24 protein-coding genes are annotated in these 24,689 nt (G+C 34.6%); 7 read left to right on the forward strand and 17 right to left on the reverse strand.

Annotated features, from left to right (window positions below):
• Window positions 1-30: 30 nt before the first annotated feature.
• Window positions 31-2,040 carry a methyl-accepting chemotaxis protein gene (locus tag CALKRO_RS12930; RefSeq protein WP_013431426.1) on the reverse strand — a complete coding sequence of 670 codons (2,010 nt, stop codon included), beginning with the start codon at window positions 2,038-2,040 and terminating at the stop codon, window positions 31-33.
• 181 nt (window positions 2,041-2,221) lie between these two features.
• On the opposite strand from CALKRO_RS12930, the gene CALKRO_RS12935 reads away from it, so the two are divergent.
• Entirely contained in the window at window positions 2,222-3,223 is a 1,002-nt protein-coding gene (locus CALKRO_RS12935) for a CAP domain-containing protein (RefSeq protein WP_148222765.1), read from the forward strand.
• Window positions 3,224-3,325: 102 nt separating this feature from the next.
• Here the strand turns inward: CALKRO_RS12935 and CALKRO_RS12940 are convergent, their stop codons facing one another.
• The 7 genes from CALKRO_RS12940 to CALKRO_RS12970 all read right to left on the reverse strand — a co-directional run bounded on the left by CALKRO_RS12940 (window position 3,326) and on the right by CALKRO_RS12970 (window position 9,292).
• Window positions 3,326-4,162, reverse strand: a complete 837-nt coding sequence (locus CALKRO_RS12940) for a fumarate hydratase (RefSeq protein ID WP_013431428.1) — start codon at window positions 4,160-4,162, stop codon at window positions 3,326-3,328.
• 41 nt (window positions 4,163-4,203) lie between these two features.
• A complete protein-coding gene (locus tag CALKRO_RS12945; RefSeq protein WP_013431429.1) occupies window positions 4,204-4,833 on the reverse strand; it encodes a CvpA family protein in 630 nt (209 codons plus the stop codon).
• 7 nt (window positions 4,834-4,840) lie between these two features.
• The gene (locus CALKRO_RS12950) at window positions 4,841-5,875 is read right to left on the reverse strand and encodes a hypothetical protein (RefSeq protein WP_013431430.1); all 1,035 of its coding nucleotides are present in this window, start codon (window positions 5,873-5,875) and stop codon (window positions 4,841-4,843) included.
• Between the two features lie 17 nt (window positions 5,876-5,892).
• Window positions 5,893-6,975, reverse strand: a complete 1,083-nt coding sequence (locus CALKRO_RS12955) for a SpoIIE family protein phosphatase (protein WP_013431431.1) — start codon at window positions 6,973-6,975, stop codon at window positions 5,893-5,895.
• A gap of 69 nt (window positions 6,976-7,044) precedes the next feature.
• Window positions 7,045-7,557, reverse strand: coding sequence for a DUF4446 family protein (locus CALKRO_RS12960; RefSeq protein ID WP_013431432.1), 513 nt, complete (start codon window positions 7,555-7,557; stop codon window positions 7,045-7,047).
• 88 nt (window positions 7,558-7,645) lie between these two features.
• The gene (locus CALKRO_RS12965; protein ID WP_013431433.1) at window positions 7,646-8,503 is read right to left on the reverse strand and encodes a ParB/RepB/Spo0J family partition protein; all 858 of its coding nucleotides are present in this window, start codon (window positions 8,501-8,503) and stop codon (window positions 7,646-7,648) included.
• On the reverse strand, window positions 8,504-9,292 hold the full coding sequence (locus CALKRO_RS12970) for a ParA family protein (RefSeq protein WP_013431434.1): 789 nt from the start codon (window positions 9,290-9,292) through the stop codon (window positions 8,504-8,506).
• Window positions 9,293-9,582: 290 nt separating this feature from the next.
• On the opposite strand from CALKRO_RS12970, the gene CALKRO_RS12975 reads away from it, so the two are divergent.
• Window positions 9,583-10,728 (forward strand): phosphate ABC transporter substrate-binding protein PstS family protein, encoded by a 1,146-nt coding sequence (locus tag CALKRO_RS12975; protein ID WP_013431435.1) that lies wholly within the window; start codon window positions 9,583-9,585, stop codon window positions 10,726-10,728.
• 37 nt (window positions 10,729-10,765) lie between these two features.
• Window positions 10,766-12,409 (forward strand): alkaline phosphatase, encoded by a 1,644-nt coding sequence (locus CALKRO_RS12980; RefSeq protein ID WP_013431436.1) that lies wholly within the window; start codon window positions 10,766-10,768, stop codon window positions 12,407-12,409.
• Between the two features lie 79 nt (window positions 12,410-12,488).
• Here CALKRO_RS12980 and CALKRO_RS12985 read toward each other — a convergent pair whose 3' ends face one another.
• The 9 genes from CALKRO_RS12985 to rpmH all read right to left on the reverse strand — a co-directional run bounded on the left by CALKRO_RS12985 (window position 12,489) and on the right by rpmH (window position 20,137).
• Window positions 12,489-13,331 carry a ParB/RepB/Spo0J family partition protein gene (locus CALKRO_RS12985; protein WP_013431437.1) on the reverse strand — a complete coding sequence of 281 codons (843 nt, stop codon included), beginning with the start codon at window positions 13,329-13,331 and terminating at the stop codon, window positions 12,489-12,491.
• A gap of 134 nt (window positions 13,332-13,465) precedes the next feature.
• Window positions 13,466-14,182 carry a 16S rRNA (guanine(527)-N(7))-methyltransferase RsmG gene (rsmG, locus tag CALKRO_RS12990; RefSeq protein ID WP_013431438.1) on the reverse strand — a complete coding sequence of 239 codons (717 nt, stop codon included), beginning with the start codon at window positions 14,180-14,182 and terminating at the stop codon, window positions 13,466-13,468.
• A 35-nt stretch (window positions 14,183-14,217) separates the two neighbouring features.
• Window positions 14,218-16,104, reverse strand: coding sequence for a tRNA uridine-5-carboxymethylaminomethyl(34) synthesis enzyme MnmG (gene mnmG / locus CALKRO_RS12995; RefSeq protein ID WP_013431439.1), 1,887 nt, complete (start codon window positions 16,102-16,104; stop codon window positions 14,218-14,220).
• Window positions 16,105-16,134: 30 nt separating this feature from the next.
• Complete coding sequence (gene mnmE / locus CALKRO_RS13000) at window positions 16,135-17,502, reverse strand: tRNA uridine-5-carboxymethylaminomethyl(34) synthesis GTPase MnmE (protein ID WP_013431440.1); 1,368 nt, start codon at window positions 17,500-17,502, stop codon at window positions 16,135-16,137.
• Between the two features lie 90 nt (window positions 17,503-17,592).
• The gene (gene jag / locus CALKRO_RS13005) at window positions 17,593-18,219 is read right to left on the reverse strand and encodes an RNA-binding cell elongation regulator Jag/EloR (protein ID WP_013431441.1); all 627 of its coding nucleotides are present in this window, start codon (window positions 18,217-18,219) and stop codon (window positions 17,593-17,595) included.
• 29 nt (window positions 18,220-18,248) lie between these two features.
• Complete coding sequence (gene yidC / locus CALKRO_RS13010) at window positions 18,249-19,274, reverse strand: YidC/Oxa1 family membrane protein insertase (RefSeq protein ID WP_013431442.1); 1,026 nt, start codon at window positions 19,272-19,274, stop codon at window positions 18,249-18,251.
• A 45-nt stretch (window positions 19,275-19,319) separates the two neighbouring features.
• Window positions 19,320-19,547: a membrane protein insertion efficiency factor YidD gene (gene yidD, locus CALKRO_RS13015; protein ID WP_013431443.1), complete on the reverse strand. Its 228-nt coding sequence runs from the start codon at window positions 19,545-19,547 to the stop codon at window positions 19,320-19,322.
• A 3-nt stretch (window positions 19,548-19,550) separates the two neighbouring features.
• Window positions 19,551-19,910, reverse strand: coding sequence for a ribonuclease P protein component (gene rnpA, locus CALKRO_RS13020; RefSeq protein ID WP_013431444.1), 360 nt, complete (start codon window positions 19,908-19,910; stop codon window positions 19,551-19,553).
• A 92-nt stretch (window positions 19,911-20,002) separates the two neighbouring features.
• Window positions 20,003-20,137 (reverse strand): 50S ribosomal protein L34, encoded by a 135-nt coding sequence (gene rpmH / locus CALKRO_RS13025; RefSeq protein ID WP_013291559.1) that lies wholly within the window; start codon window positions 20,135-20,137, stop codon window positions 20,003-20,005.
• Window positions 20,138-20,360: 223 nt separating this feature from the next.
• Between rpmH and CALKRO_RS13030 the strand changes: the two genes are divergently transcribed.
• From CALKRO_RS13030 to CALKRO_RS13045, 4 genes are read left to right on the forward strand one after another with little or no spacing between them, the layout of a single operon-like run.
• Window positions 20,361-21,833: a spore germination protein gene (locus CALKRO_RS13030; protein ID WP_013431445.1), complete on the forward strand. Its 1,473-nt coding sequence runs from the start codon at window positions 20,361-20,363 to the stop codon at window positions 21,831-21,833.
• A 22-nt stretch (window positions 21,834-21,855) separates the two neighbouring features.
• Window positions 21,856-22,962: a GerAB/ArcD/ProY family transporter gene (locus tag CALKRO_RS13035; protein ID WP_013431446.1), complete on the forward strand. Its 1,107-nt coding sequence runs from the start codon at window positions 21,856-21,858 to the stop codon at window positions 22,960-22,962.
• Complete coding sequence (locus tag CALKRO_RS13040) at window positions 22,959-24,083, forward strand: Ger(x)C family spore germination protein (RefSeq protein WP_013431447.1); 1,125 nt, start codon at window positions 22,959-22,961, stop codon at window positions 24,081-24,083. Before CALKRO_RS13035 ends, CALKRO_RS13040 begins: the two co-directional genes overlap by 4 nt.
• Window positions 24,084-24,104: 21 nt before the next feature.
• Window positions 24,105-24,323 (forward strand): hypothetical protein, encoded by a 219-nt coding sequence (locus CALKRO_RS13045; protein ID WP_013431448.1) that lies wholly within the window; start codon window positions 24,105-24,107, stop codon window positions 24,321-24,323.
• Window positions 24,324-24,689 lie beyond the last annotated feature (366 nt).

Raw genomic sequence — 24,689 nt, forward strand, 5'->3', positions numbered from 1 at the left:
CCTCCTAATTTGTTATTGACTTAACTAATTTTACACTTTATCATCAGACCCCATAGAAATTGAAGCAAGTTTTACAATACCTTCATGGACATCTGAAAACTGGTCAATAAGTTTGTCAACAGCCTTCTTTTGATTTTGAAAGATGTCTCTTATTGATATAAGCATTTTAAAATACTGTGAAATGGACTGTGTCTGGTTTTTGAGCACATTGTTTATATTAAAAATCTTTTCCTGTTGGCTTGCTACTTTATTTATAACATCTTCTATCTTCGTCCTTATATGCTGATTTGACATTTCTATTTTTGACAGTGATTCAGACGAACGTTTTGCAACCTCAACACCCGTCTCAACAACCGATAGTACATTTTCAAGTTTACGATTTGTTATTTCAAATGCTGAAAGTCCTGTTTCGATACTCTCAACAGAACTCTTTGCAAGATGGTTTGCTGACTGAGATAGCCTTGAAATTTCAGATGCTATCACTTCAAACGTTGGAATATTTCTCTTTGCAGCTTCGATTGACGCGTTGAGTGCTATTATTTTTATTCTCTCCGCAAGGCTTGAAATATTCTGTGACATTCTCGCAATAGACCTGAAATCTTCTATTGCCTTTTTCAAATCCATAGCTACCTCAATTATTGCAGAATTTACCGTGTACATGTGATTAATCAGTTTTTTAATAGACTCTTGTTCTTTTGATGTGGTTGCGTAGACCATTGAAACCTCATTTTGTATCATTTTGAATATCTCAAACATCTTTTGAATCTGGTTTTCCAAATCACACACCATCTGTGTTGTTTGTTCAAAAACCATTTTTTGACTCTCAGCCAATGCTATAATCTCTTTTATCTGTTCACTTGTTATTTTACTTGTCTTTGAAGATTCTGATGCTATTTTGTTGAGTCTATCGATGTATTGCTGGGTTGTGCTAAGTGTTTGTTCAATATTTGTGGCATAGATATAAATGTTTTTTACCATACGTGAAAATTCTTGTGTTAAAAGTGCAATCTCATCATTTGCAACATTATCTACTTTTATCTGAATGTCAAAACTTCCTGATGCGATTTTCTTTGCACTCTCTGCAAGTTTAATAATTGGTCTTGTTATTCTGTTTGATACAAATAAACTTACTGTTATGATAACTATGAGGGTTACAATGAGCAGAATAATAGAGAATCTTAAAGAAGACTTAATAAAAGAGGATGCAATTGCGTTTGTGCTAATTAAAGCTAATACTCCTGCTACATCCGTCTTTTCATCTTTTCTGATTGGAATAAGGATATAACGATAATTACCTCTTTGAGCACTTGCTGCAATGTATTCATATTGACCAGAAAATGCCATTTTTAAATTGTTATTATCTATTACATTTCTGTTGGAGGATGACGAAATTGTTTTGCTTAAATCTTTTGGAAATACTGTAATGTCCATTTTAGTAAGTTGTGTAAGATTTTCAACAAATTTTTTGTCAAGTTTATATCCAACAATTATAGTACCTATTACTCGCATGTTGTTTGCTGACATTTGGCTAACTATATCTGACACTGATTTTATATATACTGTGCCATTTTCACACTGAACAGATGTGTATTTTAGTCGTGCAAGCCCACATTTGACTAAGTAATCATTTTTCATGTTATCCCCATATTTAGAAAGAATATCACTTCGGCCAATCAATGTTCCTTTATCATCTGTTATAACAATCTGGTGTATAGAAAGTTCACTGGCAAGAGGTGAAATTATCTGAACAACCTTGAGATGATCTTTTTTGGCAACTGCTTCTCTAAGCTGTGGATTGTTTGATATCAGGATGCTATAGTCAAGCGAATGCTTGCAAAGTCTTTCTATCTCCTGCAAAACCACATTTTTGGCACTCTCTAATCTTGTTTTTATCTCTTTTTCTGCATCGTTCTGGATAAGGGCAAGTGTGAATATTAGAAATATTGAAATGGGTATGAATGAAATTATGACAAAACAAAACATTATTTTTGTCTTTAGCGAACCTGATATTTTTTTAACTACCTCTTTTATTGCATTCATCTTTTGTCTCAGCTCCTTTTTCATTTTTTCCAGTATGAATTTTACTTCTTTTTTATTAAAGTTATGTTTTGAAGAAGTTAAATTATTGTTAAAACAATGGTCTTGTATCAAGATGATATTTTTCATTACATGTGATATTATTAAACTATATTAAATTTTTCTTTTGGGTGATTTTATAAAAATGTTTGCAAGTAGATGTTATTCATTTAGGAGCTGTACTTTATTGTTAATAATAATATTTGTTGTCAATATAGGTATGTATCTGGCAGACAATGGCGCTGCTATTGCCGCAAACAAGCAAAATCGAAAAATATATATGTTTTGTTCAAAGTCATATTTTGATAAGGTTTATTCTGATGTTGATTTACAGACATTTAAAAGTCCTTTTGACTTTCCGTTTGTTGTATCAAAAGAGCCTTCAGATTTTTTCATTGCTGGATTTAAAAATGATAGGCTTGTTTTATATTATACAAACTCAAAATTCTTTTTTGGATTTAACAATATAAAGATTGGCTTGAGCTCAGATATTGTTAAAAAATCAAAGCTATATTTTATAGATAGATTCATTATAATCAGAGGAAACTCAACTTATGTTTATAATGACAGCAATTTAAAAGTCGAATATGATGTTGCGCTTGTAAAAAATTTTTATGTTTTTTTGTTTTATGACAGGCTTGCTAAACCAAATAGTGTTTGTGGCATTTTTATGGTAGAAAAAAGTCTCTGGGACGAGTTCTTAATAAATGAACATCCTATTACTGCAAATAAGGACGCTATACAAAGTCTTCTTGTATCTTTTGAAAAAATAAATCTTATTCACTTAAATTCAATCAGATTTTATTTAAAAAAACAGTATTTTGTTTTTTCTGATATTATTTCTAAGCTTGCAAGAATGCATTCACATAATATGGCAAAATATAATTTTTTCGCACACACAGATAATTTTGAAAAAACTCCTTCAGATAGATTCAAGGATGCTGGAATTTTATACACAAAACTTGGTGAGAACATTGCAATGGGGACAAAGCTTTTACCTTTTTTTGCTAACCATCTACTCTTGAATTCAAAGGGGCACAGACAAAATATTGAAGGAAGTTTTGAGGTGGTTGGAACAGGATGCGCTGTTGACCCTAACTATGAAAATGTGTACTACACACAGGATTTTGCAGTCCTGATAAGGTAAGAAGTGCTACTCTGGTTTATATTGCAAAATTAAAAGGGGATGTCTAAACACAGCAATTAGATATCCCCTTTTTAATAAAGCTATGATTTTGCTTTTTTGTCACTATATTTCTATCTTTACATGCCGTGCAACGTGACAACATATATTCACTGCGACTGGCAACCCTGCAATGTGTGTCGGAAACTCCTCAATAAAAACATCAAGTGCTGTGGTTTTCCCACCAAACCCTTCTGGTCCTATCCCGAGAGAGTTTATTTTTTCAAGCAGTCTTTCTTCAAGTTCTGCAATATATTTTCTGGGATGCCTTTGCCCCACTTTTCTCAGAAGCGCCTTTTTAGATAAAATTGCCGCAAGCTCAAATGTCCCGCCAATTCCAACTCCGACTAAAATTGGTGGGCAAGGATCAGATCCAGCTTTTTTTACTGTCTCAACAACAAAATTTTCAATTCCTTCAACACCATCTGCCGGCGTGAGCATACAAAGCGCACTTTTATTCTCACTTCCAAATCCTTTGGGCATAAAATGAATTGTGATTTTATCTCCTTTTACCATATCAATATGAATTATAGCAGGTGTGTTGTCTTTAGTATTTTCTCTCTCAATCGGGCTTTTTACCATGGACTTTCGAAGGAAAAAGTCTGTGTATGCTTTGGATACTGCACTGTTTATTGCATCTTTCAAAGAACCTTCAATAAACACATCTTCACCAATATCCACAAAAAACACCGCAGCACCAGTGTCTTGGCACACAGGTCGCATCTTTTGTTTTGCAAGTTGTATGTTTTTTATGAGATTTTCCAACGTATATTTTGCAATTCCATCTTCTAAAACATAAGCCTTGTTAAGACTATCTTTGATATCGTCCGGCAATACACATACCGCTTCATTTATAGCCTCATATACCTTTTGTTCGATAATTTCAGCCTTTACAATTCTCATTTTTCATATTACTCCTTTGTCTGATATTAAAAAATTCAAATTCATATCTTCAAGTATTGCCTCATGAGCATTACGATTATATTGTTTTCATACAAAAACTCTGCAAACATTGAGGTCTTTATGACCTTTTGAGCTGACTTGAAAATCTCTGCGTTCGGGAAAAAGTAGAAAATCGAAAAAGCAATATATATTATTATCAGCGCTACTGTTGCACCTGCCACAAATCCTAAAAATCGGTCTATCTGACCCACAACTGGCACCTTTCTCATAAACCCAATGGATGTTTTTATCACTGATATAACAATTTTTGTTCCCACAAATATAAGAATCATCGCAATAAAGTTTGCAAGCACAACTGCTGCAGCGTCCTGCAAAGTTCTGTTTAACGTCTGCTGTGCTTGTATTATTGCGCCTCTAAAAAACTGAGGCACTGTGGGTAAAATATCCTCTTTAACTACAACATTTTGTCTTACAAAACTGTAAATTGCCTCTTTAAGAGCTGGTGATTGAAGAATAAAGCTGCTGACAAACTTGTATCCAAACACTGCAACAAACCATGAGATTATGTAAGAACCTATATCAAATGCCATCCTAAACATACCTTTTTTATATCCAATCCAGCAGCCCACCAGAATTATTGTAAGCACAACAATATCGGCTGTGTTTGGCATTCGGCAGTTACCACCTTTCTTTATAACATTCAATTCTATCATTAAATATATAATACAACTTGTCCTGACTTAGAACAGCTTTTTCAAAGCCAAAAGAATTTACTTTTAGATGTTTTAATCTGTTTAAATTCAATGAGTAAATCTCAACCTGGTTGCCCTTTGTCAATGCTATTTTGTCACTTGTAGCAACAGCCCAGTCAAACGGTGACAACCTTTTGAACAAAAAACTGTCTGTATATCTGTTGTATGAAAGAATATCTTTTGACGAAACTAAAACTTCTGGATTTCCTACAACATGTTTTGGAGTGCTGCTAAAGTTAAAAGATTTTATCTTTCTTGTCAACTGCATGTCATATACAATGAGTTTTTTCCCATCCCAAACAGCAATGTAGTTTTGTATAACAAAAAGTTTTTTCACGTTTAAAAATGTTGAAGGAAGTATTTTTGACATAAATACTCCTCTTTTGTCTATAAACGATATTGCTAAATCTCCATTTGAGATACTTTTAACAATGGCTACAACAAAATTATTTCCTATATCAAAGTCTATAACATTCTCATTTATCTTTGCAGAATAAATAATGTTTTGATTACTGTCATATGTAATAAGATAGTTTTCTTTGTTGCTCAAAAGCACACAAACCTTGCCATCTTTTACTTTGACATCTTTTATTGTTTCAGGGTACACAATGTCTTTTTGTTCTGATACTGTTATTATGTGGAGATATTTTCCTCCTTCAACAAACGCCACTGCAACCTGCCCATCTGAGTATCCTTTATGGTTCTGATACGCAATTTTTGTCCATTTTATTGTATCACCTTTTAAAATACCAATCTTGCCTCTGAAAATAACCGCAGCTCCGCCTTTGAGTGGCAAAACATCCTCAAAGTATCTTATGTTTGGATATGTCTTTGTGTATTCATATTTCATGAACATGTATGGATTTAAAAACTCTATCCCAAAAAGGTTTAAACTCAGCACAAATGCAATAATGAGTGCTGCAACAACAATCAATTTATACACAAATTTTAAAAACCTCATTTTCTTTCACACTCTTTTTAAATCTTCTCAACCATCAAAACAGCTATGTCATCGTCTATATCTGAGACAAAATTTCTCACATCTCTTATCAAAAGCTCTGTGTTTATATTCTTAATACTAAGTATTCTTTTTATAAGCCTCTTTTTGCCGTACATCTCACCTTGTTTGTTCTTGCTTTCAATAAGTCCATCTGAATAAAATATCAGCTTGTCATTTTTCTCAAGAATTGTCTCTTTCATCTCAAACCCTTGTTCAAGGTCAATTGATGCAATAGGCTGCCCTCTCATCGAAAACATCTTTACCTTCTTATTTGCTTTGACCAAAATTGGCTCTGTCACATGCCCTGCAGAAATCATTGTAACTTTTCCATTCTGTCTTTCTAAAATGCCAAGCACTACTGTGATATATATCTCGCTTGGAAAGTTCATCTCTATAAAATCCAAAAGAACTCCTTTCATTATCTCCTGTGCACTTGAGTTTATATAAGTGTGAGCATTTTTAATAATACTTTGTTTTACAAATATTGTTACCATTGATGCTAAAAGTCCATGCCCTGCAACATCTGCAACATAGAAAACTATTTTATCATCAATATTGATGACATCCAAAAAATCTCCGCCAAGCCTTTCGCATGGTTTGTAGGTGTATGTAATTCTGTACCCTTCAATCCTTGGTATTACTGGAAGAAGCGATTGCTGTAGCCTCTTTGCAAACTCCAAATCACGTCTCAAAATCTCATTCTGGCGTCTGAGCCTCTCTTCAATCTTTCTCTGTTCTGTAATATCTCTGAACACCTCAACAGTTCCAACAACTTTTCCATCCTGTCCACAAACCGGTGAGCTTATGACATAGTATGTCTTGTCTTTATAATGTGCATACTTCATAAACCGCGTTTTTTCTCTTATAGACCTTATTGCAATGCAGTCTTCACACCTTGAATCCTTGCAAAAAAGTTCATAGCATTTTTTGCCTGTCTGGTCACCAAATTCTTCCTTCATCTTGGCATTACAAAAAACAACAACTCCATCTATGTCAATGACCCTGACAAGGTCAAGCATTCCATTTAAAATACTCTCATAGAAGTTTTTCGAAAACTCCATTCTTCTTCCCCCGCCAATGACACACTTTTTATCATTGGCAGGTATCCTCCTTTCTTTTGTAATAGTATTTTACTCTTTTATCTCTTTTGAAATGTAGTTTTTTCTTGCAATGTCGATTGCCTGCATCTCTTCTGCTGAAAGCGGATACTTTGAAAGTCCATTTTCTACTGGTTTTGCATATACGCTACAACCTTCTCTTGAATATATGCTATTTATCACAACTCCTGTATCAAACTCATCAAGAAGCGCCAAAGCAAAGCTGAGTTTGCTCCCCACATTCTCAAATGCATCATATCGAACAATTCCAACCTTTTTAATGCACAGCTTTGTATTTTCACTCAGTATCCTGTGACTTTTTGACAGAGCTTTTAGTACCTCTTCAAAATATTCAACCTTTTCATTTGTCTGTTTTATTATCTGCTCTAAATTTTTGAAATCTTGATTTGAGGTAAGGTCAAGAAATCTTCTTTTAAGACTTTTGTTTTTTGCAACTTGTATCAAAAGCGCAAGAAAAAGTATCAAGTTCAGTGCAAGAAAAAAAATTATTATCTCAAGAGCATATGTAGTAATAAAACTCTCCATAAAATTTCCTCCCCGATGTTTTTATACTAAATGTTTTTAATGTTCCACGTGGAACATTTCATTGATAGATTTTTGATGATAGTTTGCTCTATGGCATTAGAATAGAAATTATCTTTTCAAGCTCTTCATCAGATGAAAATTCAATCTCTATCTTGCCCCTATTCTTCTTTTTTTGAATCTTTACCTTCAAACCAAATAGTTTCATGAGATTTTCTTCAATCTCACGTATTATCTCGCTTTCAACTTCAATTTTATTTTTTTCATTGCTGGATTTTATGAGGTTTTCAAGATCTCGTACGCTTAAATTCTTTTCAGCAACAAGTTGTGCAAGTTCATTTCTTTGCCTTTCATCTTCAATCGAAAGCAATACCTTTGCATGTCCTTCTGAAATCTTGCCTTCTAATATAAGGTTGATAATGTCATTGCCAAGATTTAAAATACGAAGGGTATTTGCAATTTTTGAACGAGATATTCCAAGTCTTTTTCCAAGTTCTTCTTGCGTATATCCAAACTCATCCATAAGTTTCTTAAATGCTAAAGCCTTCTCATACGGATTTAAATCCTTTCTCTGGATATTTTCTATCAGAGCAATCTCCAAGGGATTTTCATATTCCTTTACTATGCACTTTACTTTTTTAAAACCAGCAAACTTGCAAGCTCTTAATCTTCTCTCACCTGCAATCAAAACATATCTGTCAGCCTTTTTTTGTACAACAAGAGGCTGTATAAGCCCAACACTTTTAATTGAGTTTGCAAGCTCTTCTATTTCTTCATCATTAAAAACTTTCCTTGGTTGATTTTCAGACAGGTCAATCAAATCAATATCAATCTCTTCAATTTTCTCACTATTTTCGTTTTTATCTTCTACAACTTCTGACTCTATCTCAGAACTTACAAAATCTTCTCCAAACAGGGCATCAAGACCTCTTCCAAGCCTCTTTTTCATTTATATTGCACCTCTTGAAAATGTATTTTCTATCCTGTTTATGTACTCCTCGGCAAGCTCTATGTACGCCTTTGCACCCTTTGATTCAGGGTCATATAATATACCCGGAATACCAAATGAAGGTGCTTCAGAAAGTCTTACGTTTCGAGGAATTATACTCAAAAAAACCTTCTGCCCAAAAAACCTTTTTACCTCTTCAACAACCTCTAATGAAAGATTTGTTCTTGAGTCAAACATTGTAAGAACAACCCCATCAATCTCTAAGCTTTTGTTTAAATGCTTTCTGACAAGAGATATGGTATTAGAAAGCTGACTCAAGCCTTCTAAGGCATAGTACTCACACTGGATTGGAATTATAACAGAGTCAGCAGCTGCCAGAGCGTTTAATGTCAATAATCCCAAAGATGGTGGACAGTCAATAAAAATATAGTCATATTCATCTTTTACCTTTTCAATTGCATCTTTTAGTCTAAATTCTCTGGCAATCATTGATACAAGCTCAATCTCAGCACCAGCCAAGTTTACATTGGCGGGTAGAATACTCAAATTCTCAAATTTTTCTTTTACAATAGCTTCATCTGCCGAGCAATTACCTATCAAAACATCATATGTAGTCTTCTCAAGCGATTTTTTGTCAATTCCAAACCCGCTTGTGAGATTACCCTGTGGGTCACAGTCAATTGCCAAAACCCTTTTTTCCATTTTACTTACTGCGGCAGATAAATTAACACAAGTTGTTGTTTTCCCAACACCACCTTTTTGGTTAACAATTGCAACAATTCTTGCCATTTCCATCTTCTCACTTCAAGTGTTTTAATTAAATTATATCATAAGAATGTTCCACGTGGAACATTTGATTAACATTTTAATCAAACAAAAAATTTAACAAGTGAATAGAACTCGGATTAAATTGGATTTATCAAAATTTATTTTACAATCAACATTCTTTAACACATTTTTAACATTATTTTAAATTAACTTTAACCTACAATAAACAAACATTTAACTTTGATTTAATAAAACTTAAACATTTAAAGAGTATACTATGATTTGCAAAAAATCTTGAGGAGGGGTAATTCATGAAAAAAGTATTCTTTAAAAAGGTTGTTACTCTAATAGCGCTTTTTTGCCTTATGTCAACAATAGGTTTAATTCCATTAATTTCCTACTCACAAAGTCTAACAGTAAAGTCAAAATCACTTCCGTCATTAACAACACAAAAACAGATTGTTATTACATTTTCACAGGATATCTCAAAAGGGCAAAACTTTGATAAAATAACTCTTTTAAAAAACAAAAAATCAAAGGTACAATTCTCAGCACATATTTCATATAACAAGCTTGTCATAACTATAAAAGAAAATCTTACTCCAAAAGCTCAGTATCTATTGACAATACCAAGAAATGCTGTAAAGTCAGCAAAAGGAGAGTATAACCCAGATCTCAAGTACACATTTATTCCACAAAATTTTTCATCAAACCTTTCTGGAAGAATTATGATTGCAGGATCAACATCTGTTCAGCCACTTGCTGATGAGCTTGCAAAATATTTTATGCAGCAATATCCAAAAGTATCAATCGAGGTTCAAGGTGGAGGCTCATCAGTTGGAATAAAATCTGCTATTCAAGGAATTGTAGACATTGGAACATCATCAAGAGAATTGACAGAGGATGAATCAAAACAGCTATCAGCAAAAGGCTGGCAAGAGATAAAAATTGCAGAAGATGGCATTGCAGTTATTGTTCACAAATCCAATCCTGTGTCAAACCTTACAATTGAACAAATTAGAGACATATTCTCTGGCAAGATTAAAAACTGGAAAGAGGTCGGCGGTAAAGACGCTAAAATAGTTGTGGTCACAAGAGAAGAAGGTTCTGGTACAAGAGGCGCGTTTGAAGAAATAGTTATGGGAAAATCATCAAAGATAACAGACTCAGCAATTGTGCAGCCATCAACTGGTGCTGTAAAAACAACAGTTTTACAGGATGAAAATGCAATTGGATATATATCAATTGGCGTATTAGATAGCACAGTAAAAGGTGTCAAGGTTGAAGGTGTTGAACCATCAGAAAAGAACGTAAAGCTCGGAAAATACAAAATTAAAAGACCATTTCTCTTCTTAGTTTCCAAAAATCCAAGCAAGGTAACAAAAGCATTTGTTGATTTTGTCCTCTCTGATGAAGGTCAGGCAATTGTAGCTAAAAACTATATCTCAGTTAAATAAAATTTATAAAACCAAAATAAAGAGGTGAATTTAGTAAATGAAAAATGTTTTTTTGAGAAGAAAAAATATACTTATTTCAGCAATTTTAATCCTATGTATAATTTTATCAACTCTTGCATTTGCTCAACAAGATATAAATGATAATGAAAATAAAGTCAAAAATGTTATTTTAATGATTCCTGATGGTATGACAATAGCTCACACAACACTTGCTCGCTGGTATCAAGGTGGAGAACCTTTGGCAATGGACGAACTTGCCTGTGGGCTTGTAAGAACATATTCAGCAAACAATCCAATTACAGACTCAGCACCAGCTGCAACAGCTTATGCAACAGGGTTTAAAACCCAAAACAGGTACCTTTCCATATATCCTGAGATGGTTTCAATGCCAGGAGTTGGGCAAGTAGAGGAAAAAGATTTTTATAAGCCAATAATAACTATATTGGAATCAGCTAAAAGGTTAGGAAAATCAACAGGTCTTGTTTTCACATGCCAGTTTCCGCACGCAACACCTGCTGCTTTTGCCTCACATACAGATAACAGAAATGATTATGAATCTATAGCCGAGCAGATGGTTTATAACCATGTTGATGTTGTGCTCGGTGGAGGGTACAAATACATTGACAAAAATCAGAGAAAAGACAAAGAAGATTTGGCAGGCTACTTGAAGCAAAATGGCATTTTTGTTACAACAAACTGGCAGGATGCAAAGAACTTTTTCGGTCAGAAAATCTGGGGACTCTTTGCCCAAGATGCAATGCACTATGATTTTGACAGGAAAGATGCAGGTGAGCCATCCTTAGCAGAGATGACCCAAAAAGCCATTCAGATTCTGTCCAAAAATAGAAATGGTTTTTTCTTGATGATAGAGGGAAGCCAGATTGACTGGGCATCTCATGCAAACGACCCTGTTGGAGTTGTATCAGAGGTTTTGGCATTTGACAAGGCTGTCAAAGTAGCTTTAGACTTTGCTAAGTCAAGAGATGATACAGCTATAATTATTGTACCAGACCATACCAATGGTGGTATGACACTTGGAATAGGAACAACTTCAATTGACAGTGTACTATTGAATCATTTTCTGAAGTACATCAGAAGAGCAACAAGAACAGCAGCAGGAGTAGAAGAAATACTTGGAAACAATAAAACAGATGAAAATATCAAAAAGGTAGTATCACAGTATTATGGCATTGACAATCTTACACAGGATGAGATAAATGCAATCAAAAACGCTCCTCAGGGAAGGTTAAACTATGTATTAGGACCAATTATAAGCAAGCGATCATACATTGGTTGGACTTCAAATGAACACACAGGTGAAGAGGTTGTTTTATATGCATATCACCCAAAAGATTACATTCCAAGAGGTGTTATTGAAAACACAGAGGTCTGTGACTACATGGCAGAAATTCTTGGTATTGACCTTGGAAGCTTTAATGAAAATGCATATATCTCAAACATTGACTTAGAAGAAAAAGGATATAATGTTTCCATTGACACAAGTAACCCGTCAAATATTCAGCTTGTAATAAACAAAGGAAGCAAAAAGTACATCATCCCGCAAAACAAAAATTTGGTTTTAGAAGGTTCTAATCAGTATAAGTTAAAATATGTAAGTGTGTACATTCCAAGTGCGAAAAGGTTCTTTGTGTCAAGTGAGATAGAAAGTTTGATTAAATGACAATAACATTTAAATCATGGTCGCTCAATAAGTTGAGCGGCCTTTTTGTTTTATTTAAAACAAAAAAATACCTCCTCTTTTATGAGGAGGTCTGCGGGGATTTTTTATTTATTCTAACGATTATTTCGTAGTATGCGTCTGTTTTGTTTTCTTTTATATCATAATTTATATCAGTTTTTTGGAATATTTTCAAGGCCTTTTTTATGGTATTATATACCACCCTGCAATCGTTCATAGAAATTTTTATTACTCTTGAAGTTTTAGCAATCTTTTTACCACTCAGAAAATCTGATATAAGCCTTTCTGTCTGTGATACGGTAAGACCACCTTCAACTATTCGCGATAAGATATATTTCATATCCTCTTGCGATTCAAGTTTTAATAGCGCTCGTGCATGACGTTCTGAAAGACCATGTTCACGTATCATCCATCTTATATCGGCTGGCAGCTGCAAAAGCCTTATTTTATTAGCAATGGCAGACTGTGTTTTACCAACCCTTTTTGCTATCTCGACTTGTGTGAGTCCAAACTCGTCTGATAACTGTTTATATCCTTGAGCTTCTTCGAAAAAGTCAAGGTCTTGACGCTGTATATTTTCTATGAGTGCTAAAATTGCACTTTCAATGTCAGTTACATTAATTACAACTGCCTTAATTTTACTATACCCAAGATGTTTGCAAGCTCTAAGTCTTCGCTCGCCTGCAATGAGATAATAAAATTCACCCTTTTTCCTAACAATAATTGGCTGTAAAAGCCCATAAGTTTTTATAGATACAGCTAACTCTTCAATAAGTCTTTCATCAAAATTAACCCTTGGTTGATACGGATTTGGCAAAATCTTTTCAATTGGTACATCCTCAATGTAATATATCTCTTTTTCAATATCCCCTTTGTTTGTCTGTCGTATCAAAAGTGAAAACAACTTTTTTCTCCTTCCTTTTACAACTTTCTTTTGTAATCTATTTATTTAAATTCTTCCCTCCTTCAAAAACTCCTTCTTTTTATTTCAAGATTTTTCAGACATTTTCAAACACAATAAAACAATTTTCTCTTTGACTATAGGGGTTTTTTTACAATTTGCTTTGTATTTCTGGGGAAATTTGACGGTGTCTGTCGCAATTTTTTTATTATAATAATACTTCTTTTCTCATCAGAATATGGAAGTACAAATTTTTCTATACCATAAATTTCTCCGCCCAGAATTTCAATTGCATTTTTCGCCAAGTCAATTTCATCTTCACATTCAAAGCCTTTTTGAGCTAAAAAAGCACCGCCAATTTTTAGTAGCGGAAGGGCGTATTCGCATAGGACATTTAATCTATCAACCGCACGGGCAAACACAAAGTCAAATTTTTCTCTAAACTCTTCTTTTCTGCCTAAAACTTCTGCTCTTTCACACACAACATTTACACCAGAAATCCCCAGACTTTCTTTTGCTTCATTCATAAATTTACATTTTTTTTTGTTTGAGTCATTAAGAAATACATTCATGTTTGGCATAGCAATCTTTACAAAAAGTCCGGGTGCACCAAATCCTGAACCAATGTCGATGGCAACAGGGTTTTGGTTTGAATTTTCTTGTTCAATAAATTTCAATAGAGAAAGAGAGTCAGCAATATGTTTTATTACAAACTCTTCTTCATTTTCTATAGCTGTGAGGTTAAAATGTTTATTCTTTTCAAGTACCAAGTTCATGTACTTAATCAAAAGATGTTTTACAACTAACGGGTTTTTTACTTTATAATATTCAAGCACTTTATCCAAAAGCTCCATCTTTTCTATTCCCCTTTAAAAAGTAAAGGTTATAATTAATCTTTCTTAACATTTTTTGCAGTCTCAAGCCAGATAAGAAGAACAGAGATATCTGCCGGTGAAACACCAGAAATTCTTGAAGCTTGGCCAATTGAAGCAGGCCTTATTTGTGAAAGTTTTTGTTTTGCCTCAGTCGAAAGCCCAGCTATTTTGTTATAGTCAACCCATTCAGGTATCTTTTTGTTTTCAAGCTTTTTGAACTGTTCAATTCTCTCAAGTTGTTTTTTGATATATCCCTCGTATTTTATCTCAATTTCAACCTCATCTTGGACATACCACGGAAGGTCAGGTCGATTTATGTCTATCTCCTTCAAATCCTCATACGAAAGCTCAGGTCTCTTTAACAGGTCAGATAGCCTAACACCTGTCGAAATCGGTGATGAACCTTTTTGCAGCAAAAGCTTATTTACCTTTTCGCTTGGTGCTATTATAGTATTTTTTACCCTGTTAATCTCATCTTCTATCATCTTTTTCTTTTGCAGAAACTTTTCATACCTTTGCTGTGATATAAGCCCAATCTTGTAGCCAATTTCAGTAAGACGAAGGTCTGCATTGTCCTGCCTCAAAATTAGTCTGTACTCTGCTCTTGATGTCATTATTCTATAAGGTTCATTTGTTCCTTTTGTCACAAGGTCGTCTATCAGCACTCCAATGTAAGCTTGTGACCTGTCCAAAATGAGCATTTCTTTGCCTTTGACATACATTGCAGCGTTAATACCTGCAATTATTCCCTGAGCAGCAGCCTCTTCGTACCCTGATGTCCCATTTATCTGCCCTGCAGAAAAAAGTCCTTTAATTTTTTTAAATTGCAGTGTAGGCTCAAGCTGAAGTGGATTTATACAATCGTACTCTATTGCATATGCTGGTCGCATTATCTTGACATTTTCAAGCCCTATTACACTTCTGTACATTTTTACTTGCACATCTTCTGGCAAAGATGTTGACATACCTTGTACATACATCTCGTCTGTGTCAATACCTGTAGGTTCAATAAACACCTGATGTCTTGGTTTGTCTGCAAACCTTACAATTTTATCTTCAATCGAAGGACAGTATCTTGGTCCAACCCCAGAAATAAGACCTGTAAAAAGTGGTGCCCTGTGAAGGTTTTCTCTTATTATTCTATGAGTTTCCTCTGTTGTGTATGTCAAATAGCAAGGCACTTGTTCAATAATGAAATTATCTTCATTTTCAAAAGAAAAGGGCAAAGGCTTTTCGTCTCCTGGCTGAATCTGCATCTTTGAAAAGTCCAAAGACCTTCTGTGAACACGTGCAGGTGTGCCAGTTTTAAACCTCATCATCTCAATCCCAAGTTTTTTGAGGTTTTCTGTCAAGTACCTTGCTGGATGCATACCGTCAGGACCACTATCAAAAACAGTTTCTCCTATAATTACTCTTCCACCAAGAAAAGTACCTGTAGCAAGCACAACAGCTTTTGCTAAAAAAACTGCACCTGTTGTTATTTTCACACCCTTTACACGACCATCTTCAACTAAAACCTCACACACCTCTGCTTGCCTTACGTCAAGGTTTTCTTGATTTTCAAGCACTCTTTTCATATATAGTCTGTAGCGGCTTCTATCACACTGTGCTCGCAGTGAATACACTGCAGGACCTTTTGCCCTGTTCAGAATCCTTACCTGAATAGCTGTTGCATCTGCAGCTTTCCCCATCTCACCACCAAGCGCATCTATCTCGCGAACCAAGTGTCCTTTGCCAGTTCCTCCTATACTTGGATTGCACGGCATGTTGCCGACAGAGTCTAAGTTTATAGCAAATATTATAGTTTTTAGCCCAAGCCGAGCAGACGCAAGCGCAGCTTCTATACCTGCATGTCCAGCTCCAACCACCGCAACATCATATTCCCCTGCAACAAATTCCATAATATTAAATCCTACCTCCTTTTTAGAGCCTTATTTTCCAATACAAAACATCGAAAAAATCCTGTCAACCATATCTTCTGTTACATTTTTCCCAGTTATTTGATAAAGACTATCAAGTGCGTTTTTAATGTCAATTGAAAGAATATCAAGAGGCACAGCATATATGTTTTCTTTTGCTGAGACTAAAAATTCCTTTGCTTTTAAAAGAAGCTCTTTGTGGCGAAGGTTTGTTATAAGTACACTATCGTGCGTTTCAATGTTTTGATTTAAAACCTCGTTTGCTATTGCCTTTTCAACAAGTTCCAAGTTCTTGTCATGCTCAACAGATATGAAAATACCCTCTTTTCCAAAAATTCTTTTAATGTCATCTTGCGATACTTTTACTTCTTTGTCTATCTTGTTTACAATGACAATAAATCTCTTGTTTTTGATAGTCTCAAAAATCTCCAAATCCTCCTGCAAAATACCGCTTGATTCTACCATGAATAGTACAAGGTCGGCTCTTTCGATACTTTCCAATGTCTTTTTAACACCAATTTTTTCAACAATGTCCTCTGTTTTTCTTACCCCTGCAGTGTCGGCAAGGATTATCGGAACACCTTCTATGTCTAAAACTTCTTCAATCACATCTCGTGTTGTTCCTGGTATGTCTGTCACAATTGCTTTTTCCTCTTTCAATAACCTGTTTAAAAGAGAAGATTTTCCGACATTTGGTCTTCCCACTATAACTGTATAAATCCCGCTCTTTATTACCTTTCCTGTCTCATACGATTTAATAAGTTTTTCTATCTTCTCAAGCGCAGCATCAATTGTGAACAAAATTTCATCTTTCGACACCTCATCAACCTCATGTTCAGAAAAGTCAATTGACGCTTCAATTGATGCAACCATGTTCAAAAGAAGCTGAGAAATCTCTTCAATTCTCCGGCTTAGCATTCCTTTTAACTGTTTTGCAGCGTTTTGTTGCAAAAGCCTTGTCTTTGAATTTATTATATCAATCACAGCTTCAGCTTGAGACAGGTCAATCCTGCCGTTTAAAAACGCTCGTTTTGTAAACTCACCCGGCATGGCATGACGCGCACCGTTCTTAATTGCAGCTTCTAAAATCCTTTTTAGCACAACCATGCCACCATGGCTCTGAATCTCAACAACATCCTCACCTGTGTACGAATGGGGAGATTTAAACTTTATCAAAATTGCCTCATCCACAAACTCATCACCGTCATATACATCAACAAGCGCTGCATACCTTATAGGAATGTCTTTTACAGTTTTGTATTTTCTACTTCTTATGAGCTTTTGTGCAATATCAAAAGCATTTTTACCAGATATTCTTACAATTCCTATTCCGCCGGTTCCAATTGGAGTTGAAATTGCAACAATGGTGTCAAACTCCATCTCTTACTTTCCCCTCTTTTACAAAACTTTTTAGAATACAAACAAAGCAGGGCAAAAGTATTTTACCCTGCTTTTAAAATCTATATCAATCTATTTTAATGTAATTACAACTTTTCTGTACGGTTCTTCTCCTTCTGAGTATGTTGTGACAAACCTGTGATTTTGCAAAGTGGTATGGATTATTCTTCTTTCGTATGGAGTCATAGGTCTTAGTTTAATACTTTTTTTACTTTTTGCCACTTTGTCTGCAAGCGACAGTGCAAGTCTTCTTAGTCGCTCTTCTTTTCTCTTTCTGAAGTTTTGGCAATCAAGAAGAATCCTGACAGTCTCATCTTCTTTTACTCCTCTGTTTACAACTACACCTGTTAAAAACTGAAGAGCATCAAGCACCTCACCATCTTTGCCAATAAGCTTAAATGTATTTTTTCCAAAAATATTTACTTTTATAAACTCGCCATCCCTTACCATATCCATCCTGTCAATTTTAACATCCATGTTAGCAAGCACACTTTTCAAAAACTCCTCAATCTTCTCTTCAGGTGTCTGCTTTGCAATCACCTTTACCTTTGCAGGACGCGCACCAATTATCCCTAAAATTCCTTTTGCCCCCTCGTCAATCACCACAATTTCAGCCTTATCGCGTGATATCCCCAGCTCCTTTAAAGCAAGGTCAACTGCTTCATCAACACTCTTTGCAGTTTTCTCTACCCATTTCATAAAAATTTCTCCTCCGCACAAGAAATTTTTTACTTTTTCTTTTTCTTACTTGTTCTGTGCTGACCAGAAATTTGTTGTTTCAATTTTTCAAGCTCTTTTTTCCTTATTCTTTCCTGTTCTTCTTCCTGAGAATTCTCGTGTTTGCCTTTAGCCGTTTCAGACTCATCTTCATTTTCAATTTTTTCTTGTTTCCCTTCAACCTCCTGCATCTTCTGTGCCTGTTTTTCAAGCTGCCTTTTTCTTTCTTCTTCCTCTTTTTTGTGTTTTAGTTTTTTGTACACAACCTCATTTGCTATAAACTGCTGCAAGATCTGGAACAAGTTTGATACCGTCCAGTAAAGCACAAGACCAGATGGCACCTGCAGGGCTATAAAGTAAGACATAAGAGGGCTGAAAATCATTAGGCTCCTGTTCATCCCTTCAGCCATGGCATTTGTCTGGGATGAAGAATACTGCGGGTTGAATTTTTTTTGGCTATTCATCGAATATAGGATTGACAAGAAAGAGAACACAGCACTCAAAATTGGGAGCACTATAAGTTCTTTCTGGGCAAGGTTTATTCCGAAAAAGTGCATGTCAAGTCCCAGTTTTTGAGCCTCATTTACAATCCTTTGTGTGATATTGTAACCTGTTGCACCTGTTATGAGGTCTTTGACATACTGATGAGATTTTCCAAGCACGTACACAAGCGGGTTTTGAAACACATAGTACAGTGAAAATAAAATAGGAATCTGTATAAGTAGTGGCCAGCACCCACCTGCAGGATTGTATCCTGTTTCCTGATACAGTTTTAACATCTCTTCTTGCATCTTTTTCTGGTCGTTTTTGTACTTCTGTTGTATCTCTTGAAGTCTTGGTGCAACCTCTGCCATCTTGGATGTTGATTGAATCTGTTTTATATATAAAGGAAGAAGAAGCCCTCTTACTATCAATGTAAGAAGTATGATAGCTATACCATAGCTTCCTGGGATGTGTGCACCGTGTAAAAAGTCGTATATGAACTTTAAAAGTCTTCCAAGCGGAATTGCTAAAAAATCAAGCCATGTCGGGTTCAAAATTTCTTTCCTCCTCTAATTTTCCAACTTTTTATAAATTATTATCTACTTCAAAGGGTCATATCCACCGGGATGAAACGGATGACACTTTATAATTCTCTTAAATCCCAGCCACAGTCCGTAAAATCCATACTTTTCAATTGCCTGCAATGTATACTCAGAACATGTTGGGTAAAACCTGCAGCTTGGCACTAATTTAAGTGGCGATATAAACTTCTGATAAAATCTTATCAAAAATTTTAATGTTAGTAAAATATAATTTTTTACTCTCATCTTTCATTCCTCTTTCAAAAGCCTCAATCTTTTAAAAGCCTTTTCAAGGTCATCTTTAAAATCTTTTAAATGAATCTCTCTTGCCTTTATTTTGTCATCTTTAATCTTTCTCGCAATCACCACAATGTCAAACCCCTGTTTGATTTTATCCATGTTTTCTAAAATCCATGCCCGTACAATCCTTTTAAACCGATTTCGCGCTGTGGCTTTGCCAAGCTTTGCAGACATTGAAATCCCAAACCTGCTAATTGAAAGCCCGTTCTTCAATGAATACACAACAACCTTTTCTTGAACCGCAAACCTTCCTCTTTTTATGCACGCTTCAAACTCATCATTTTTTTTTAGCGAATAAAACTTGTTCATTCACTTTCTTTCCTTGTTAATATATTTTTCATTGAAATTGATTCTTTATTTTAAGTAAAAAGACCACTTTTTTATTCTAAAGTGGTCTTCCACTACACTGCAAGTCTTTTTCTACCTTTGAGTCTTCTTCTTTTTAATACTTTTCTTCCGCCTTTGGTTCTCATTCTTACCAAAAATCCATGTGTTCTTTTTCTTCTCTTGTTATGAGGCTGGTATGTCCTTTTCATATTCTGCCCTCCTCTCTCTAAAAAATTTCTGCTGCATTCTATTCCTAATCTTATAACGTATAATAAAACAAATTTTATTATACTCCAAATCATGCAAAAAAGTCAAAGGGTTGTTTTATGCTCTTTCTTTATAAGTAATTATAACATCTATTAACCTCGATGGTATAATATTTTTACTTGCAGGGCAAAATTAGTATCAGAAAATATCATGCAGGAGAAAAATATGAAAAAAGGATCTATTTCAAACTCAATTACACCGTTTTATGACCAAAATATTCAAAATATTAAAAACGAATTTGGAAATTTTAGCGACCTTATAATAAGAGAGTTCAAGATTGGAAGCAGCAATATAAGATCTTTTCTTGTCATGATAGACGGGCTTGTTGACAAGATGGTGATAAATGAACACATTTTAAAACCGCTCATGAGAGATATCAGTATTTATAAAAAGGACCAATCTACATGTGAAGAGATGTATATCTTCATAAAAGAAAACATTCTGTACAGTCACTGTATAACAGAAGAGAGAGACTGGGCAAAGACAGTTCACTGTATATTGTGCGGTGATGTTGCACTTTTTATTGATGGCGTAGACAGATGTCTTTTGATATCTGTGCGCGGATGGGAATCCCGCGGAATTGAAGAGCCAAACACAGAGGTTGTTGTCAGAGGACCAAGGGAAGGTTTTACTGAAAACTTGAGAACTAACACAGCGCTTATCAGAAGAAAAATACGCGACCCAAAACTTAAGATTGAGTCAATCAAGATTGGTAAGATATCTAAAACAGATATCGCAATATGTTATATAGAATCCGTTGCAAAAAAAGAACTTGTAGATGAGGTAAAAAGACGCCTTGAAAAGATTGATATGGAATACATTCTCGAATCAGGGTATATAGAATCTTTCATAGAAGACGGCAAATATTCAATCTTTCCAACTGTCGGAAACTCAGAAAAACCAGATGTGGTTGTCGGAAAACTTATGGAAGGAAGGGTTGCAATACTTGTTGACGGAACACCTTTTGCTCTGACCATTCCTTACCTTTTCGTTGAAGCTTTCCAGACAAGTGAGGACTACTATTCAAGACCTTATTACTACAGCATTGTAAGGCTTTTGAGATACTTTTCGTTTTTTGTAGCAACAACCCTGCCGGCACTGTACATTGCAGTTACAACATTTCACCAGGAGCTTTTACCAACATCGCTTTTAATTAGCATTGCAAGTGCTCAGGCGGGAATACCTTTTCCATCGTTTGCAGAAACCCTTACAATGCTTGTTATATACGAAATACTAAAAGAAGCCGGTGTAAGGCTTCCACGGCCGGTGGGTCAGGCAATTTCTATTGTTGGTGCTCTTGTTATTGGTGAGGCATCTGTATCAGCTGGACTTATCGGGGCTCCAATGGTTGTAACAGTTGCATTTACTGCAATATCCGCTTTTATGATTCCTGCAATCTCTGACGCAGTCACAATCATAAGGTTTGCGTGTGTTGTAATGTCTGCTATCTGCGGACTTTACGGAATAATGCTTATATGGATTCTTATGATAATTCATCTTTGTAGCTTAAAATCATTTGGAATAAACTATCTTGCACCAATAGCTCCAATGGTAGTCCATGACCTCAGAGATGTGTTTGTAAGACTTCCTTGGCGAATTTTGAAAAAGCGACCTATCATCTTCAATAAAAATTTCTAAGATTGGGTGGTAGACCAGTAAAATGTCAAATTCAAAAATATCATATTCTCAGTTTTTGTGTCTATTTTTTGTAAACAGAATAGTTATGGTTCTTACATTCTTGCCAATATTCAATGCGCCACCAAAAAACCAGGACGTATGGCTTTCGGTTGTGTTCATGTACCCATTTTCTATCTTAATATCAATGCCACTTATTTATCTTTGTTCTTTATTTCCAAACCAGACATTTACAAATATCCTTAATATTGTATTTGGAAGATTATCTATAGTTTTGTCTATCCTATATGTCTGGTTTTTCTTTCACATCACAGCAATACAGGTTGCACAGTTTGTTGAGTTCATGGCAACAGCTGTCATGCCAGAAACACCAATTCTTTTTTTCATAGTGACAATGTTGACTGTCTGTTTTTATGCACTTAAAAAAGGGATAGAACCTTTGGCAAGATTTGGCCAGATAACAACATTTGCTACAATCTTGAGTCTTGCAATTATTATGATAATATCTTTAAGATTTTTCGACCCTGCAGCTTTAAAACCTGTTTTAGAGAAAAATATATCACAGTCTATCTTTGGTGGAATATACCTGTGTTCACTTAGTTCTGAAATAATCACAATTGGTATGATAAACCCGTATATAGTCAAGAACAAAAACTGTACAATCAAAGACATGACAAAAACTATTGCACTTGCTTTCTTGCTGGTTGACATATTTTATCTTGCAATTACAATCATAGTACTTTCTCTTTTTGGCTATACCCAGGCAAGCAGGCTCTCATTTCCATTTTATTCTGCTATCAAAGTGTTAAGTGTTGCAGAGTTTCTTGAAAGGTTTGAATCGCTTCACATGGCAATTTGGATAATGGGCATATTTCTTAAAATCACATATTTCATGTACATTCTTCTTACTACAGTGCAGGAGCTGAGAAACACTGCAGACCATTTTGCATATGCAATTCCTTTTACATCTGTGCTTGCACCCTTTGTTTTTTATATAATTCCTAATTTTTTGTCCCTTGACAGGTTTATGAGCTATAAGTATTTTACACTGTACTCGTACATCTTCATATTTTTCATACCGCTTTTTACCCTTATATTTGCAAAAATAAAGCTGAGGGCGAGAAAAAAATGAAAAAGTTTGTATTTTATTTAACACTGATTTTATTAACATTAGCCTTTCTGACAGGTTGCTGGAATAGAAAAGAACTCAACGATATATTGATTGTTCAGGCAGTTGGAATTGACAAAAACCAAAGTGGACAGTTCAAACTCACATATCAGGTATTAAAACCAAAGGTGCTCAAAACTCCGACAAATATACCTTCCAGTTCTCAGCAAAAAGGAGTGTGGTGCTTTTCTTCAACAGGCAAAAGCATATTTGATGCTATTCGAAATGCAACACTTTCGTCAGACAAAAAACTTTTCTTTTCACACAACAAGATTATTGTTATTAGCGAAAAAGTTGCACATCAAGGAATTGAAAATGTTCTTGACATATTCTTAAGATATCATGAATTTCGTCCAGATGCGTATCTAATTGTTACTTCAGATGACATTGAAAAATTCTTAAATTCAAATGTCCCAATAGAGTCAATACCTGCAAAAGAACTTGAAAATGTAATAAAAAATTATTTTGCAAACTCAAAAACGCTTCCTATTAGCATATATGAGTTTCAAAAGATGTCAAATACTAAGTCAAAAACTGCACCTGTCCCATTTGTGACAATAAAATCACCATTAAAACAATCTTCACAATCACAGATGTTTTACGTAGAAAAAATGGCTGTGTTTAGCAACTATAAACTTGTAGGGTATCTTACACACGAGGAGTTAAGAGGACTTTTGTGGGCAGCTGGTAAAATAAAAAGAGGGATATATCCCGTAAAGCTTGGAAAAGACATATTTTCTTTAGAACTTATTCAAAGCGGGAGCAACATCAATGTTAAAAGAAAACTTGGTAAAGCTTTTTTCACCCTGCAAATAACCACAGAGACAAACCTTGGTGAAAAATATTCAAACTCTTATATCTCAAGTTCATTGGTTGAAAAAATAAAAAAAGAGTTTAGTAAATCTATCAGAAACGATGTTCAGAAGGTATTGAAAAAATCGTTTGAACTCAATTGCGATATTCTGCACCTTGGCGATATTTATTACTCTTCATACAAAAAGCCTTTAAATTTTGACAAAAATTCTGTTTCGGTCTCAATTGTTGTAAAGCCTTTCATAAGACGATTTGGTATGATGAAAGAATGAAATTAAAGGAGAAAAAAGGCCATGAACATAGGATTTATAGTTATTGTTTACATGCTACTTTTTGCTACAGAATATTTTATCTTAAAAAGAAGGTATCTGCAAAAAGAAATGTTTTTTACAAGCATTTTAATTTTCACAGGGCTTTTACTCAGTTTAATCCTAAACATCAAGAAAAACGTGCCAAATCCGCACATTTTGATTGAAAAGCTATTTGACAAGCTATTTTCTCAATTTATGTAAACACGAAACTTAAAAACCCTCAAAAATAACTCAAAAAATTTTTCACAGAAAAAACTATGTTTACTTACTTTTTTAAAACTCATTCTTTTTTCTGCACCTTCATAAGACAATCCTTCTTAAAAAAGTCAACCATCGTTAATCAAGATATCCACATGTGAAAAATCAATTTTAATAAATTTAATTCACAAAAATAATCCACATATCCACAGTTTTTATCCACAGACTTTTAACAGGATGTAGACAATTTTTTCACTGTGGAAAATTTGATTCTCAAAATATATTTTCTTATTGATGTGGATAATTTTTTTTGGTATATTTAATAATGCTTCTAAAAATTATAAAACATATTTTCGGTTGTGGAAATTA

The sequence above is a fragment of the Caldicellulosiruptor kronotskyensis 2002 genome (assembly GCF_000166775.1).
Lineage (GTDB): Bacteria > Bacillota > Thermoanaerobacteria > Caldicellulosiruptorales > Caldicellulosiruptoraceae > Caldicellulosiruptor > Caldicellulosiruptor kronotskyensis.

Coding starts and splice junctions, on each gene's coding strand:
- CALKRO_RS12945 (WP_013431429.1), bottom strand. CDS start 4,833: ATGCCAAACACAGCCGATATTGTTGTGCTTACAATAATTCTGGTGGGC.
- rpmH (WP_013291559.1), bottom strand. CDS start 20,137: ATGAAAAGGACATACCAGCCTCATAACAAGAGAAGAAAAAGAACACAT.
- CALKRO_RS12980 (WP_013431436.1), top strand. CDS start 10,766: ATGAAAAATGTTTTTTTGAGAAGAAAAAATATACTTATTTCAGCAATT.
- mnmE (WP_013431440.1), bottom strand. CDS start 17,502: ATGGAGTTTGACACCATTGTTGCAATTTCAACTCCAATTGGAACCGGC.
- rnpA (WP_013431444.1), bottom strand. CDS start 19,910: ATGAACAAGTTTTATTCGCTAAAAAAAAATGATGAGTTTGAAGCGTGC.
- CALKRO_RS12965 (WP_013431433.1), bottom strand. CDS start 8,503: ATGAAAAAGAGGCTTGGAAGAGGTCTTGATGCCCTGTTTGGAGAAGAT.
- CALKRO_RS13040 (WP_013431447.1), top strand. CDS start 22,959: ATGAAAAAGTTTGTATTTTATTTAACACTGATTTTATTAACATTAGCC.
- CALKRO_RS12950 (WP_013431430.1), bottom strand. CDS start 5,875: ATGAGGTTTTTAAAATTTGTGTATAAATTGATTGTTGTTGCAGCACTC.
- jag (WP_013431441.1), bottom strand. CDS start 18,219: ATGAAATGGGTAGAGAAAACTGCAAAGAGTGTTGATGAAGCAGTTGAC.
- CALKRO_RS13035 (WP_013431446.1), top strand. CDS start 21,856: ATGTCAAATTCAAAAATATCATATTCTCAGTTTTTGTGTCTATTTTTT.
- CALKRO_RS12940 (WP_013431428.1), bottom strand. CDS start 4,162: ATGAGAATTGTAAAGGCTGAAATTATCGAACAAAAGGTATATGAGGCT.
- CALKRO_RS12935 (WP_148222765.1), top strand. CDS start 2,222: ATGTTTGCAAGTAGATGTTATTCATTTAGGAGCTGTACTTTATTGTTA.
- CALKRO_RS12955 (WP_013431431.1), bottom strand. CDS start 6,975: ATGGAGTTTTCGAAAAACTTCTATGAGAGTATTTTAAATGGAATGCTT.
- mnmG (WP_013431439.1), bottom strand. CDS start 16,104: ATGGAATTTGTTGCAGGGGAATATGATGTTGCGGTGGTTGGAGCTGGA.
- CALKRO_RS13030 (WP_013431445.1), top strand. CDS start 20,361: ATGAAAAAAGGATCTATTTCAAACTCAATTACACCGTTTTATGACCAA.
- yidD (WP_013431443.1), bottom strand. CDS start 19,547: ATGAGAGTAAAAAATTATATTTTACTAACATTAAAATTTTTGATAAGA.
- rsmG (WP_013431438.1), bottom strand. CDS start 14,182: ATGGAGCTTTTGGATAAAGTGCTTGAATATTATAAAGTAAAAAACCCG.
- CALKRO_RS12970 (WP_013431434.1), bottom strand. CDS start 9,292: ATGGCAAGAATTGTTGCAATTGTTAACCAAAAAGGTGGTGTTGGGAAA.
- CALKRO_RS12975 (WP_013431435.1), top strand. CDS start 9,583: ATGAAAAAAGTATTCTTTAAAAAGGTTGTTACTCTAATAGCGCTTTTT.
- CALKRO_RS12930 (WP_013431426.1), bottom strand. CDS start 2,040: ATGAATGCAATAAAAGAGGTAGTTAAAAAAATATCAGGTTCGCTAAAG.
- CALKRO_RS12960 (WP_013431432.1), bottom strand. CDS start 7,557: ATGGAGAGTTTTATTACTACATATGCTCTTGAGATAATAATTTTTTTT.
- CALKRO_RS13045 (WP_013431448.1), top strand. CDS start 24,105: ATGAACATAGGATTTATAGTTATTGTTTACATGCTACTTTTTGCTACA.